At 65.9% G+C, this 14,855-nt stretch carries 10 protein-coding genes; 7 read left to right on the top strand and 3 right to left on the bottom strand.

The features are described from left to right. Window positions 1-220: 220 nt before the first annotated feature. The 7 genes from D1F64_RS21745 to D1F64_RS21710 all read left to right on the top strand — a co-directional run bounded on the left by D1F64_RS21745 (window position 221) and on the right by D1F64_RS21710 (window position 9,209). Complete coding sequence (locus D1F64_RS21745) at window positions 221-1,573, top strand: substrate-binding protein (RefSeq protein ID WP_205470576.1); 1,353 nt, start codon at window positions 221-223, stop codon at window positions 1,571-1,573. 118 nt (window positions 1,574-1,691) lie between these two features. Further along, window positions 1,692-2,738 carry a branched-chain amino acid ABC transporter permease gene (locus tag D1F64_RS21740; RefSeq protein WP_117414129.1) on the top strand — a complete coding sequence of 349 codons (1,047 nt, stop codon included), beginning with the start codon at window positions 1,692-1,694 and terminating at the stop codon, window positions 2,736-2,738. A gap of 3 nt (window positions 2,739-2,741) precedes the next feature. Further along, window positions 2,742-3,938 carry a branched-chain amino acid ABC transporter permease gene (locus D1F64_RS21735; protein ID WP_117414128.1) on the top strand — a complete coding sequence of 399 codons (1,197 nt, stop codon included), beginning with the start codon at window positions 2,742-2,744 and terminating at the stop codon, window positions 3,936-3,938. Between the two features lie 12 nt (window positions 3,939-3,950). After that, window positions 3,951-4,706 carry an ABC transporter ATP-binding protein gene (locus D1F64_RS21730; RefSeq protein WP_117414127.1) on the top strand — a complete coding sequence of 252 codons (756 nt, stop codon included), beginning with the start codon at window positions 3,951-3,953 and terminating at the stop codon, window positions 4,704-4,706. Further along, complete coding sequence (locus D1F64_RS21725) at window positions 4,706-5,455, top strand: ABC transporter ATP-binding protein (RefSeq protein ID WP_117414126.1); 750 nt, start codon at window positions 4,706-4,708, stop codon at window positions 5,453-5,455. Before D1F64_RS21730 ends, D1F64_RS21725 begins: the two co-directional genes overlap by 1 nt. Before the next feature lie 162 nt (window positions 5,456-5,617). Continuing rightward, window positions 5,618-7,039 (top strand): MmgE/PrpD family protein, encoded by a 1,422-nt coding sequence (locus tag D1F64_RS21720; protein ID WP_117414125.1) that lies wholly within the window; start codon window positions 5,618-5,620, stop codon window positions 7,037-7,039. A 520-nt stretch (window positions 7,040-7,559) separates the two neighbouring features. Beyond that, window positions 7,560-9,209, top strand: a complete 1,650-nt coding sequence (locus D1F64_RS21710; protein ID WP_117414123.1) for an ATP-binding protein — start codon at window positions 7,560-7,562, stop codon at window positions 9,207-9,209. 540 nt (window positions 9,210-9,749) lie between these two features. Here D1F64_RS21710 and D1F64_RS21705 read toward each other — a convergent pair. From D1F64_RS21705 to D1F64_RS21695, 3 genes are read right to left on the bottom strand one after another with little or no spacing between them, the layout of a single operon-like run. Continuing rightward, window positions 9,750-11,057, bottom strand: a complete 1,308-nt coding sequence (locus D1F64_RS21705) for an HlyD family type I secretion periplasmic adaptor subunit (RefSeq protein WP_117414122.1) — start codon at window positions 11,055-11,057, stop codon at window positions 9,750-9,752. Further along, entirely contained in the window at window positions 11,054-13,240 is a 2,187-nt protein-coding gene (locus D1F64_RS21700; protein ID WP_117414121.1) for a type I secretion system permease/ATPase, read from the bottom strand. The genes D1F64_RS21705 and D1F64_RS21700 overlap by 4 nt, the downstream gene beginning before the upstream one ends. 12 nt (window positions 13,241-13,252) lie before the next feature. Beyond that, window positions 13,253-14,689, bottom strand: coding sequence for a TolC family outer membrane protein (locus D1F64_RS21695; protein ID WP_162901704.1), 1,437 nt, complete (start codon window positions 14,687-14,689; stop codon window positions 13,253-13,255). Window positions 14,690-14,855 lie beyond the last annotated feature (166 nt).

Here is a 14,855-nt window from a genome sequence, read left to right as displayed (position 1 = left end):
GGCGCGCCTGTGCATTGTCGCGCGCCCCGTTTTGGCGAAAAAACGCGCGAAATCAAGTAACCGCCTTATCATTCGATCCAAAGGTCGTATTGCGGGGAGGCCGGGACTTTCTTTATTTATGCACTTCGTGCGCCATGGTTCGACGAACCGGCACGCGCTGTTGGAGGACGGCGCGGACGCGGTGCAGGATTTTGGCTTCATGCCTTTTCGGGAGGAATTAATGACCATCGATCGTACGCTTATGAACCGCCGTACCCTGCTCAAGGCCTCGGCGGCGTCAGGCCTTGTGCTCGCGACGCCGACCATTCTGACGCGCAGCGCCTGGGCCTACACCAATGATCCGTCCAGCAAGTCGACCGTGACGCTGGGCTTCAACGTGCCGCAGACCGGCCCCTATGCCGAAGAAGGCATGGACGAGCTGCGCGCGCAGGAACTGGCCGTTCAGCATCTGAACGGCGAAGGCGACGGCGGCATGCTGAACACCTTCAGCTCCAAAGCGCTGAAGGGCAACGGCATCCTCGGCAAGAAGGTCACCTTCGTGACCGGCGACACGCAGACCAAGTCTGACGCGGCGCGCGCGTCGGCGAAGTCGATGATCGAAAAAGACGGCGCCATCATGATCAACGGCGGCTCGTCCTCGGGCGTGGCCGTGGCCGTGCAGGGTCTGTGCCAGGAATCCGGCGTGATCTTCATGGCCGGCCTGACCCACTCCAACGACACCACCGGCAAGGACAAGAAGGCGAACGGCTTCCGTCACTTCTTCAACGCCTACATGTCGGGCGCAGCGCTCGCACCGGTGCTCAAGCAAGCTTATGGCGCCGACCGCCGCGCCTATCACCTGACCGCCGATTACACCTGGGGCTGGACGCAGCAGGAGTCGATCCAGCAGGCGACCGAGGCCGTGGGCTGGGAAACCGTCAACAACGTGCTGACGCCGCTGGCGGCGACCGACTTCTCGTCCTACATCGCGCCCGTGCTCAACTCCGGCGCCGACGTGCTGATCCTGAACCACTACGGCGGCAACATGGTCAACTCGCTGACCAACGCGGTGCAGTTCGGCCTGCGCGACAAGATGGTCAACGGCAAGCAGTTCGAGATCGTCGTTCCGCTCTACTCCGAGCTGATGGCGGCCGGCGCCGGCGAGAACGTGCGCGGCGTGTATGGTTCCATGAACTGGAACTGGCAGCTTCAGGACGCCGGCACCCAGGCCTTCGTCAAGTCCTTCGGCGAGAAGTACGGCCGTCCGCCGTCCAACTCGGCGCACACCTGCTACGTGCAGACGCTGCTGTATGCGGATGCCTGTGAGCGCGCCGGCACCTTCAACCCCTGCGGCGTTGCCGAGGCCCTCGAGGGCTTCGATTTCGACGGCATGGGCAACGGCCCGACGCATTACCGTGCGGCCGACCACCAGTGCTTCAAGGACGTGCTGGTCATGAAGGGCGCCGAGAACCCGACGAGCGCGTATGACACCCTCGAGATCGTGGAAGTCACCCCGCGCGCGCAGGTCGAGTATGCTCCCGACCACCCGATGTTCGCCGGCGGCGAACTCGGCAAGTGCAATCCCGGCGCATAATCCGCAGTACGACGGATGTAATCTTGCCGCGCCGGTTCACACGACCGGCGCGGCAATTGTCCGTAACATGCTGATGCGGCAATCCCTGTACGTCTCGCGTGAATGAACGGTTGGCACCATGGACGCAATACTTCTGCAGATTCTGAACGGGCTTGATAAAGGCAGCGCCTATGCGCTCATCGCACTTGGTCTGACGCTGATCTTCGGCACGCTCGGGGTGGTCAACTTCGCCCACGGCGCGCTGTTCATGATCGGCGCCTTCTGCGCGGTCACGCTGCAAAAGATCTTCAACGTTTCAACAATCACCCTGGACCCGTCCAGGAAGGATTTTCTCGGAAATCCGCTGCAGGTCAAAACACCGCTGCTGGAATCGTGGTTCGGTGAAGCCGCCGGCGCGGCCATCATCAACTGGTCGGTGCCGCTGTCCATTGTGTTCGCCATCCCCATCATGCTGCTGATCGGCTATGCGATGGAGCGTGGCCTGATCCGGCACTTCTACAAGCGGCCGCACGCGGACCAGATCCTGGTGACCTTCGGGCTGGCGATCGTGTTGCAGGAGATCATCAAGGCCTTCTACGGCGCGAACCCGATCCCGGTTCCGGCGCCGGACGTGTTTCGCGGCTCGTTCGATTTCGGCCAGTTGATCGGCTTCGAAGCGAACGCCATCATCTATCCCTACTGGCGGCTCGTCTACTTCGGCTTCTCGACCGTCGTCATCGCCGCGGTCTTCTCCTTCCTGCAGTTCACGACATTCGGCATGGTCGTGCGCGCCGGCATGGCCGACCGGGAAACCGTCGGGCTTCTGGGCATCAACATCGACCGCCGCTTCACCCTGATGTTCGGCGTCGCCGCCGCCGTCGCCGGCCTGGCCGGGGTCATGTACACACCGATCAACTCACCGAACTATCATATGGGCATGGATTTCCTGGTGCTGTCCTTCGTCGTCGTCGTCGTCGGCGGCATGGGATCGCTCGGTGGCGCCGTGTTCGCAGGGTATCTGCTCGGAATACTCGAGAGTTTCGCCTCAATGAACACCGTCAAGGACTTCTTCGAAGCGCTCTATCTGCCTTCGATCGATCAGATCGTCATCTACCTGATTGCCATCGTCGTTCTGTTGACCCGCCCGCGCGGTTTGATGGGACGCAAAGGCGTGATGGAGGAATAGGCGATGTTGAAGCTCGACAAGAGAGACACGATCACCTTCCTGTTCGTCATCGTCGTGACGCTGCTGGCGCCGTTCCTGATGAACCCGTTCCCGGAAAACTCGGCGATGGCGCAGTTCAACGCCGGCTATCCCGACCTGATGCAGCGCTTCGTCATCTACGGGATCTTCGCGATCGGCTTCAACATCCTGTTCGGCCTCACCGGCTATCTGTCGTTCGGCCACGCCGCCTTTCTCGGCGTCGGGTCGTACGCGGCGGTGTGGATGTTCAAGCTGCTGACGATGAACATCCTGCCGGCGCTGGTTCTCTCCGTGGCGATCGCCGGCCTGTTCGCCCTGGTCATCGGCTACGTCAGCCTGCGCCGTTCGGGGATCTACTTCTCCATCCTGACGCTGGCCTTCGCCCAGATGAGCTTCAGCCTCGCCTATTCGGTGCTGACGCCGATCACCAACGGCGAGACCGGCCTGCAGATCACGCTGAGCGATCCGCGCGTGCTGGAATCCGCCACCGCGAACGGTAACCTTCCGGTGACGAGCCTGTTCGGTCTGGAAATGCGCGATTCGTCGACGCTGGAAATCGCCGGATGGGCCTTCCAGTTCAGTGTGGGATACTACGTCTGCGCCTTCTTCGCGCTGATCGCCTTCTATCTCTCCATCCGGATCTTCCGGTCCCCGTTCGGGCTGATGCTGCGGGCCATCAAGACCAACCAGACGCGCCTGAACTACACGGGCGTGAACTCGCGGCCCTACACGCTGGCGGCCTTTGTCATCTCAGGCATGTACGCCGGGCTGGCCGGCGGGCTGCTGGCGGCGATGGATCCGCTGGCGGGCGCCGAGCGCATGCAGTGGACGGCCTCGGGCGAGGTGGTGCTGATGACCATCCTGGGAGGCGCCGGCACGTTGCTCGGGCCGCTGGTGGGCGCGGGCTTCATCAAGTACTTCGAGAACATCTTCTCGAAGATCAACGACAGCGTGCTGCACAGCTGGTTCAATGTCTTCCCCGATGGCCTCGAGGATCTGCTGGTGGCCATCGTGCATCCGTTCGTCGGCAAGGGCTGGCAGCTGACGCTGGGGCTGCTGTTCATGATCATTGTCATCTTCCTGCCTGGCGGCCTCGTCGATGGCGGAACGCGCGTCTGGAAACGCTTGCGCGGAAAACGCAAGCCCGACGTCACCTCCGCCGCTGCCCAGCCCGCTGAATAGGAACCGAACTTCATGGGTATTCTTGAAATCCTTGACGTCAACAAAAGCTTTGGCGGCCTCAGGGCGTTGTCAAACGTGAACCTGAGCGTCCAGGAAGGCACCATCCACGCGATCATCGGGCCGAACGGCGCCGGCAAATCGACGCTGCTCAACTGCCTTGTGGGACGACTGCTGCCGGACACCGGGTCGGTGACCTTCGACGGCCAGTCGCTGCTGGGGCGCAAGCCGCACCAGATCAACCAGCTGGGCGTCAGCCGGGTGTTCCAGACGCCGGAGATCTTTTCGGAACTGACGGTGTTCGAGAACGTGATGATCCCCTGTTTCGCCAAGCGCGACGGCTCGTTCTCGCTGAATGCGCTGTCCACCTTCGCCAAGGAACAGGACATCCGCGACAAGGCCGAGCAGATGCTGATCGACGTCAGCATGATCGACAAGCGCGGCGAGACGGCCTCGTCGCTGTCACGCGGCGACAAGCGGCGTCTGGAGATGGCGATGTGCCTGGCGCAGGACCCCAAGCTGCTGCTGCTGGATGAGCCGACGGCGGGCATGGCCCGGGCCGATACCAACAACACCATCGATCTGTTGAAGGAAATCCAGGACAAGCGCGGCATCACCATGGCGATCATCGAACACGACATGCACGTCGTGTTCTCGCTGGCCGAGCGCATCACCGTTCTGGCCCAGGGCACGCCGATCGTCGAGGATGTTCCGGGGAACATCAAAGGCAATCCGAAGGTGCAGGAAGCTTATCTGGGTGGGGCGCACTGATGCTTGATACACAGAGCGAAAACAAGAACGTGGCGTCGCACGCAGCGGCCTATTTCTCGGCGCATGAAATTCAGGCCTACTACGGCGAGAGTTACATCGTCCAGAACGTCAGCATGACCGTCCACGAGGGCGAGATCCTCGCCCTTCTGGGCCGCAACGGCGCGGGCAAGACCTCCACCTTGCGGGCGATCGCGCGGCTTGACAGCCCGGCCCTGCATCACGGCGAGATCTGGCTCGACCACAATCCGTTGCATTCCATGCGCGCCTATCAGGCCTCGCAATGCGGCGTGGCGCTGGTGCCGGAGGACCGCCGCATCATCCAGGGCCTGACGGTCGAGGAGAACATCAAGCTGGCGCAGATCGAGAAGCCGATCGGATGGTCGCTCGAGCGCATCTACGAGCTGTTCCCGCGCCTGGGCGAGCGGCGCAAGCAGGAAGGCACCACGCTTTCTGGCGGCGAGCAGCAGATGCTGGCGATCGGCCGGGCGCTGGCCCGCGACATCAAGCTGCTGTTGCTGGACGAGCCTTACGAGGGGCTGGCGCCGGTGATCGTGCACGAGATCGAGAAGACCCTGCACCTGATCCGCGAACAGGGCATCACCACGATCATCGTCGAGCAGAACGCGGTGGCGGCGCTCAATCTCGCCGACCGGGCGATCATTCTCGACACCGGCCAGGTGGTTTTCGACGGCACCGCGAAGGCCATCCTGGAAAACGAGGACCTGCGGCACGAGTACCTGGCGATTTAGACACGTCGCGACACGTTCCGTTTCGATCAGGCCGTGCGGGTTCCCCGCGCGGCCTTTTTCGTGGGCAGCGCCTGCGCGCGCGGGGGCTGTAAATGCGCGCGCGGGAAGACTATTCTCCGCGCCAGATCCGATCTCGGACGAGCCCTGCCAAGCGAGCACGCCATGAACACCGTCCCCTCCATCGCCCCCGTCACCCGCGATCTGGCGCCCACGCGCGATCTGGCGCCCACGCGCGATCTGGCGCGGTGGTGCGCCAGCATGTCCGCGGACGACATTCCGCAGCCAGCCACGCGCTGGGCCAGGCACTGCCTGCTCGACTGGGCCGGTGTGACGCTGGCCGGCGCGCATGAACCGCTGGTCGATATTCTGTGCGAGGAAATCCTGGGCGGGGAGGCCGGCGGACCGTGCACGGTGATCGGCCGTGGCCGGACGGCGTCGCTGTACAACGCGGGGCTGATCAACGGCTCGGCCTCGCACGCGCTCGATTACGACGACGTCAACTGGATGATGCGCGGCCATCCCACCGTGCCGGTGGCGACCGCCGCCTGGGCGCTGGGCGAGATGCTGGACGCGTCGGGCGCGGAGGTGCTGGCCGCCTTCGTCATCGGCTACGAGGTGGAGTGCCGGCTGGGCGAGATGGTGGGCGGTCAGCACTATGCCAACGGCTATCACGCCACCGGCACGCTCGGCACCTTCGGGGCGGCGGCGGCATCAAGCTGGCTGATGAAGCTGGATACCGGCCAGACGGCGCATGCCTTCGGCATGGCGGCGGCGCAGGCTGCCGGGCTCAAGTCCATGTTCGGCACCATGACCAAGCCGTTTCACGTGGGCAAGGCGGCGATGAACGGGCTGATGGCGGCGCGGCTGGCGGCGCGCGGCTTCACGGCGGAGGACCGCGGCATCGAATGCGCGCAGGGCTTCGCCGCGACCCAGGCGCCGGGTTTCGTCGCGCGCGCCGTGCGGCCCGACCCGGACGCGCCCTTCGCGGTTGAGAGCAATCTCTTCAAGTATCACGCGGCGTGCTACCTCACCCATTCCACCATCGACGCGGTGCGCGCGCTGAAGGACTGTCACCGCTTCGCCTTCGATGACGTGGCCGCGATCACCATCCATGTGGCGCCGGGACACAGGCGGGTGTGCGACATCGCCGTGCCGCGCACTGGGCTGGAGGTGAAGTTCTCCATCCGTCATCTGGCGGCGCTGGCGGCCGACGGCGCGGACACCGCCGATCTGGGCCTCTATACCGATGCGGTCGCCGCGGATCCCCGGATTGCCGCGCTGCGCGAGAACACGACCGTCGAGCCGCGCGATTTCGACGACGACATGCTGGCGCGGGTCTCCGTGCGGCTCGTCGACGGCACCATGCTGGAAGGCGAGGCCAACGCGGGCGTGCCGGCAAGCGACGTGGCCTGGCAGGAAGAGCGGCTGAGCGCGAAGTTCGACGCGCTGGTGACGCCCAGCCACGGCCGCGCGGCGGCGGGCGTCATCCGCGACGCCGTGCTGTCGATCGATCGGGCCGCCTCGCTGGGCCCGTTGACGAGGCTGTGCGGCGAGGACCGGGGCACTGGAATCAGCGCCGGCTGAGCCGTCTCGGCGCGTCTTGGGCGTGTGATGCCGGATGATGCTGCGCCGCACAGGGCGCCGCCGGAAATTCGCGTGTAAATTCTACACTGTAGTACTCCTACACAGGATTTTTACGTACAGGTTTCAGCAACCGGCTCTGTTAGAATTCCATATGACGTAACGGTAAGCATGCCGGATCAATGGGCGGTTGTATGAACTCTGCACATTACATTTCGCTGTTTGACGCGTTTCCCGATCCGATTGTGCTTACAGAGATATCCGGCCGTATCGTTTCCGCCAACCGGGCCTTTGAGCGGATTTCGGGATACGGGCACGGCGAGTTGATTGGCGAAAATGTCGCGCAGTTGCTGTCCGCGGAAGAGCCGTCTCTCCCGGAGGAGGCGGCTTCGGCGGAGAGCGCGGCGAGCTCCGCCGTGACGCGCATTCATTCCGCACGCAACCAGCATCACGTCTTCAGGCACAAGACGGGCCGCCCGTTCGTGGCGGAAGCATCCTCCCAGCCCATCGAGATCGCGGGGCAATGGACGGGCAGGAATGCTTCTATACGATTTTGCGCGAGGCCCCGGCGTCGGCGCGTTTCGCGCGGCTGTTCGAAAGGCTTCTCGATCAGGCGGACGACGCCGATATTGGTCTTGATCAATGGTGCGCCATCGTCCTCGATCTCTTCTGCGACTATCTGGGGCTCGAGCACGGGGCTGTTCATGATCTCCGCCACCGGCCCGAACCTTTCCTGCTGACAAACAAGATTTTGCCATCCGGCCCGGATCCGGCCGCGCCCTTTCTCGATCGCGCCTTTTGCGAGAAGGTCGCGGCGTCGCCCGGCGTGATCGCCGTTTCCGGTCCCGCGGACGGTCCCGCGCTGCATGTGGCCCCAATGGGTCCCTGCGCCGCCTACATCGCCACGCGCATCTCGCTCTTCGCCGAGACCGACGGGCTGGTTGTGTTCTACGACAGGGACCGGCGCGGCAGGCCGTTCGACAACCTCGAACGGACGGCGATGACGATCGCCGGCCGGATGATTGCCGGACGCGCACGCAAGCAGAAGGGATGGGACGTTGACGCCCGCATCGCCGAACAGCGCAGCGAAATCGGCTACCAGTCCCTGTTCCGCGCCGTTCCGGCCATGCTGGTCTACCGTGGCCCTGACGGGCGCATCAAGGACGTGACGGACCTGTTTGTCGAGCGGTTCGATTACGAGCGCGCGGAATTGTGCGGCATGCCCGCCATCGACCTGGCGCCGGAGAGCCTCAAGGCCCGCGCCGACCGTCTGTCGAAACGGTTGTCGCAACCTGGCGGAGCAATCGCGAATGAGCCTTTCGCGATCATCGCGAAAGGCGGGGAGGTCGTGGACGTGGAGGTCAGCGCGCGGCGGCAGTCCGATGGTACCGTCCTCGGCGCGGTGGTGGACGTCAGCGAGCGCAACCGCATGCGCAGCGAGCTTGAACGGCGCAACCGCGAACTCGAGCGGGCGAACGAGAGCCTGAAGCATTTCACCTCGATCGCCTCGCATGACATCCAGGAGCCGTTGCGCAAGATCCGGTATTTCTCCGATTTGCTCAGCCAGGCCGTGGCGAACGACAACCGCGCCGACATCAGCTATTCGCTGCACGTACTCACCGACGCGTCGCAGCGCGCCAGCCTGCTGGTCTCGGATCTGCTGGATTTCTCCCGGGCATCGAACAAGGAACTGGAGAGCGAGACCATCGATCTGCACGAGCTGATCGACGGCGTCGTCAGCGAGCTCCGGCGCGAGCACAAGGAGCTGCGGCCGCAGTTTACCGTGGATGCGCCGCACCTGCTGGTCACCGGGGACCGCACCGCGATCATCCAGTTGTTCCGGAACCTGTTGGGCAACGCGCTGAAGTATCGTCACCCGGAGCGGACGCCGGAGGTTGGCATCGTGGTGCATGCCGCCGCGGATCAAGGCCAGCCGGCGGAAATCCGGATCGCCGACAATGGCATCGGATTCGAGGCCGAATACGCGGAGATGATCCTCAAGCCCTTCACCCGGCTGCATCGGCGCGCGCAGTATCCCGGAAGCGGTGTCGGCCTCGCCATATGCGATGTGGTGGCGCGCCGGCACAACTGGACCCTGCGCGCCGAGGGGCGGCCCGGGGATGGCGCGGTCTTCACGATCAGCGTTCCCGCCTATGCGGTCGTGGCGGAGTAGGGCGCGCACTCAGAACGTGCCGGCTGTCTGGGCCCTCACCCTCAAGGGTCTGTTGCCCAGTTGCCGGAAACGGTCCCGCAGACCGCGAACTGGGCCAAGAATGGGTCCTCGGCACAAGGCCGAGGATGACGAGGTTGGTGGATTTATCGCGTAAGAACAACGCTTTTCGTCATGCTCGGGCTTTACAGAAAGGCCGAGCATCCATCGGTTCCCACGGTGTCATCCTCGCAAGGCCGCAGGCCTGTCCGCGGATCCAGTACACCGTGTGGACGGCCTTCGCGCCCAAGCCGTGAGGCCTGTGGCACCTGGACGCCCGCCGTCGCGGGCATGACACGGAGAATGGTGCGCCGAGGACGACATCGGTGGAGTGGCCAATCCTTCGAGACGGCCCTTCGGGCCTCCTCAGGATGACGTTGAGCCTGTGGTGATTTCACAAAAATATCAACACGATGACCTCATCCTGAGGAGGCGCGCCAGCGCCGTCTCGAAGGATCGGGCGGCTTGTTCAGCCGGGCCCCGAACTCAAGCGTTCCGCAGATTCTACCGCTCGCGCAGGGCCTCGGAGCGGGCCTTGATGATCGGTTTCAGCAGGTAGTCGAGCACGGATTTCCGGCCCGTGAGGATGGCGGTGGAGACCACCATGCCCGGGATGATCGGCAGCGGTTCGCTTTCCGTCCCCAGGTAGGTCTTGTCGGTGCGCACGATGACCCGGTAGAACGTGTTGCCGTCCTCGTCGGTGATCGTGTCGGGACTGATGCGTTCGACCTTGCCCGGCAGATCGCCGTAGACGGTGTAGTCGTAGGCGGTGACCTTGACGCTGGCGTCCTGGCCGGGATGCAGGAAGGCCACGTCCTGCGGGCGCACGCGCGCCTCGATCAGCAGCTTGTCGTCCAGCGGCACGATCTCGGCGATCGCCTCGCCCGGCCGCACCACCGCGCCGATGGTGGTCACCGACAGCTTGTTGATGATGCCGCGCAAGGGCGCGCGCAGGATGGTGCGGCGGACCTTGTCCTCGGCGGCGCGGATGGTCTCCTCGATGACCGACAGATCGCCGCGCGTCTGGCTCAGTTCCTCATGCCCCTTGGCTCGAAAGCCCGCGATGGCGCTGGCGCGCAGCGCCATCGCTTCGGCGATGGCGGCGGAGGTGCGCGGGATCGAGGCTTCGAGAACCGCGAGCTCCATCTTTTCCGTCTGGGCCTGGCGCTCGAGCCGCAACAGTTCGAGCTCCGCGAACGCCCCCTTGCTCTGCAGGTCGCGCGCCTTGTCCAGTTCCTTGTTGAGGAGCTCCACGGTGGTGGTGGTCTGCTCCAGCCGGGTTTCCATCTCGATCTTTTCAAGCCGCCGCTGGGCCAGCTTCTGGTCGTTGACCGCCAGTTCCTGCTCCAGCGCGGCGCGGCGCGCCTCAAAGAGCGCGGTTTCGCCGGCGATCAGCTCGGGGCTCAAGTTCCCGGCCGGGAGATCGAGCGGCAGGTCGTAGGCTTCGGCCTCAAGCCGCCGGGCGCGGGCCTCAAGGGCTGCGCGCCGGGTCCGCAACTCGCCGAGCGTGGAGGCGAACCCCGTGTCGTCGATGCGCACCAGCGGCTGGCCGGCTTCGACGATGTCGCCCTCGTGCACGTTGATTTCCGCGACCAGTCCGCCCTCGAGCGGCTGCACCACCTGGATCTGACTGGAGGGGATCACACGGCCATCGCCGGTGGTGACTTCCTCGATCAGCGCGAAATGCGCCCAGGCGCCGGCCAGGCCAAGCAGCAGAAGCAGGACCGCGAGCAGCGGCCAGACGCCGGCCGTGCGCCGGCTCTCCAGCGCGGCGCGCACGTCGTTGGCGAATGTCTCGTCCAGGCGGCTCATGGCGCGGCTCCCGTGCGCAACCGTTCGATCACCTGCGCCTTGGGGCCGTCCATGACCAGCCGGCCGCGGTCGAACACCAGCAGCCTGTCGACCACGTCGAGCGGGCCGTCGCGATGGGTGGCGATCATCAGCGCGATGCCGGCCTGGGCGATCTCGCGCAAGCTGGCGACCAGCCGCTGTTCGGTGGAAACATCCATGCCGGCCGACGGCTCGTCGAGAAACAGGATTTTTGGATCGCGGATCAGGCAGCGGGCGATGGAGACCGCCTGGCGCTGGCCGCCGGACAGGCTGCGGCCGCCTTCCTCGATCGCCATGGCCAGCCCAAGCGGATGCTGGGCGGAGAAGCGCGCGACCCCGGACAGCCGCACCGCGCGCTCGATCGCCGTGTCGGAGGCAAACGGATTGCCGATGATGATGTTGTCGCGCAAGGTCCCGGTGAACAGCTCCGCGTCCTGCAGGCACAGGCCGATTTCGCCGCGAAGCGCCGCGGTGGAGTATTGCCGCGCGTCGACGCCGTTGAGCAGATAGGCGCCTTCACCGGGTTCATACAGACCGGCGATCAGCCGGCTCAGCGTGCTCTTGCCCGAACCCACGGGGCCGATGATGCCGATGCGCTCGCCGGGGCGCACGGTAAAGCTGATGCCGCTCAAGGCGGGCCCCGCGGCCCGGGGATAGGTGAAGGACACGGTCTCGAAGCGCAGGGCGTCGGCGCCCGGAGAGGGCGCGATGTCGCTTGCCGGAGCGCGGCGTTCCGCGTCCGCGCCCATGATCTGCTCAAGTCCCTGAAGCGCCGCGCGCGCCTGATGCAGCCGCGCCAGCGTCTGGGCGATGTTGGCGAGCGGGGCGAGGACGCGGCCGGCGAGGATGTTGGCGGCGATCAGCGCGCCGACGCTGATCTCGCCCTCGAGCACGAGAAACACGCCCCAGACGACGATGACGATGGAGACCGATTGCTGCACCAGGCCGGTGAAGGAGGTGGCGAGATTGGCCCAGCCGCGCGCGCGCGCTGTGGAGCGGCTGGCGGCGGCGACGGCCCGGTCCCAGGCGCGGCGCAGCCAGCTTTCGCCGCCCACCGCCTTGACGGTCTCCAGCGCCGACAGCGTCTCGACAAGCAGCGACTGGCGGCGGGCCACGTCGCCCTGGCTGGTGCGCAGGGCGCGGGCAAGCGGGATCTGGATGAGACCGGTGACGATGATGACCAGCGGCACGGCCCCGCCGGGCACGGCCACCAGCGGACCCACCAGCAGCCACATCACCCACAGGAAGATGCCGATGAACATCAGATCGGTCAGCGCGATCACCGAGGAGGAGGTGAGCGCGTCGCGCACCGTGTCGAAATCGCGCACCTGGTTGGCGGTGGCGCCGGTGGTGTCGGGCCGCCCCGCCAGCTTCATGGTCATCAGATGATCGAAAATGCGCCCCGCCACCGCCATGTCGACCCGGCGGCCGGTTTCCTCGACGATGCGCATGCGCAGGAGCTTGAGCAGGAAATCGAAGCCGAAGGCGATGGCGACGCCGGCGGTCAGCGCCCACAGGGTGGGGATCGCCAGGTTGGGGATCACCCGGTCGTAGACGTTCATGATGAACAGCGGGCTTGCGAGGCCGAGCAGATTGCCGATCAGGGCGGCGACGACAACCTGCATGTAATTGGGCCACAACCGGCGCACCGCGGACCAGAACCAGTGGCCGGACCCCCTGTCTTCCGGCGTGCCGGAGGCGGTTCCGCTCTGGCCGGGGGTGAGAAAGACAACCGGGTTCTCGGGTGTCCCGGATGCGTCCGACAGCGCCGGGATGTCGATGGTGCGCGCCGTCTCGTCGATGGATGGCACGATGATCTCGGCGGTGCCCGCGCGCGCGTCGAGCCGGGTGAGAACCGCGGCGCGCCCTGCCGCGCAACTCAGGCCGTGCACGATCACCGGCAGGGTCACCGGCGGAATCCGGCTCACCGGCATGGAGCGGAGCTGCATCGTCAGGCCGAGCTTGCCGGCTGCCTCCTCGAGCGCGGTGAGCGGCAGGCCTTGCGGATCGGCGGGAAGCCCGCGCAGCACGTCGCGGCCGCTCGCCGGCCGGCCATGGGCGCGCGCCACGTGGACGAGTGCCTCGAGCAGGCCGTTGGCGGTGCCGGATGAGGGGAGAGATGCGGCGGGCGCGGCTTCCGCCGGGTCGGCGAAGCGATCATTCACCGGTCCCGTGCCTCACCATTTGCGCAAGGGTTCGATCAGCGGCCTCGATCCCACGAACCACGGCGTCTCCCTCGGTCCCGGAGTACCCTCCGCGGGCGGCGCGACATTGAAGCTGGAGAGCAGGTGGCCGGTGGCGGCGAACAGCCGGTAGCGGGAGAAGACGGCGATGGTCTGGGCGCTGATCAGCTGCACCTGGACGTTGAAGTTTGAATTCTGGGCGTCGAGCAAATCGAGCAGGTCGCGCAGACCGGCGTCGAATTCCCGGTCGTAGGTGGCGATCACCGCGTTGGCGGCGCGCGACTGACGCATGAGCGCGGCCTGGCGCAGATCGTTGGTGCGGATGTCCGACCAGGCGCGGCGCACCGTCTCGTCGACGCTGCGGCGGAGCTGGTCCAGCCGCATCTGGGATTCGGTCAGCTTCTCGTTCTGGCGCAGCTGCCGGTGCCGGTCGATGCCGCCGTTGAAGATGTTCCACGACATGGTGAGCCGCACCGACAGATCGTTGTTGCGTCCCGGCGTTCCGTCGAGATCCTCGCCAAACGTCGCCCGGCCTTCCAGGCCCACCGTGGGCAGGAACGCCGCGCCGGCCTTGTCGCGGTCCGCCATGGCCGCGTCGACGTCGGCGCCGCCGGCGTTGAGCGCGGGGTGGCTCGCACGCGCGGTCAGGATCGCCGCGGCCTGGGTCGCGGGCATGCCGCGCGGCATGCCGGGGCCGCGCAGGCCGCCGGGCGGCATGCCGATGACGTTCTCAAAGCGCGCTTCCGCAGTGCCCAGCGCCTTGAGAATGTCGGCGCGCACGGCCTGGGTCGCGGCCAGACGCTCCTCGGCCTGGCGCAACTCGCCCTCCGTCGACGAGCCGCCCTCCACCCGGGTGCGCACGCGCGACAAGAGCCCGTTGTGCCTGCGGATGTTGCCGTCGGCGGCGGCCAGGATGCGGCGGTGGCGCAGCACGTCGAGAAAGGTCTCCACGGCTTCCAGCGCCACGAGTTCGGAACGCTCGATGACCCTTGCCGCGGCGCTGTCGATGCGCGCGGCCTGGCGGTAGACCTCGTTGGCGCGCGAAAAGCCGTCGAACAGCGTCTGCCGCGCGACAAGGCTGACGTCGCGGTTCAGGCGCCAGTCGCGGTTGTTGGCGGTGCTGAGCGAATTGGGATTGTCGACGAACTGCGGGCCGATGCCGGCCTCGATGTCGAGAGTGGGCAGATACAGCCCGTAGGCCTCGCCGAGCTCGTGATCCACCGCGCGGCGGTTGGCGGCGGCTTCCAGAATGCGCGGGTTGGTGGTGACCGCGCGCTCCACGGCGGCCTGCAGCGTCATTCCGGCGGCGAAGGCGGGCAAGGGGGACGCGAAAACGGCGCCGACGATCGGGATGACGAGCAGGATCGCGACCCGCGCCGGCCGCGGATGAGTCGCGGCGGTCGCCGCCGCCGCGCGAAAAGGCGCTGGCATGAAATCCATCATTCGTCCCCAGTCACAGCCCGACCATGCAATCGTTCAATAAAACAATTCAATATCGCACCTTATCCGAACCGCCGCCGTACAGGAACATCCGGAAATGGAAAATTCGGCGACAACCCGCATTAATCCGCGCCTGTGTGTGCGCAAAGTCATCGCA

The organism is Breoghania sp. L-A4, from assembly GCF_003432385.1.
Taxonomy (GTDB): Bacteria; Pseudomonadota; Alphaproteobacteria; order Rhizobiales; family Stappiaceae; genus Breoghania.
The sequence above is the reverse complement of the archived record's forward strand: the minus strand, read 5'-3'. Positions and strand labels throughout refer to the sequence as shown.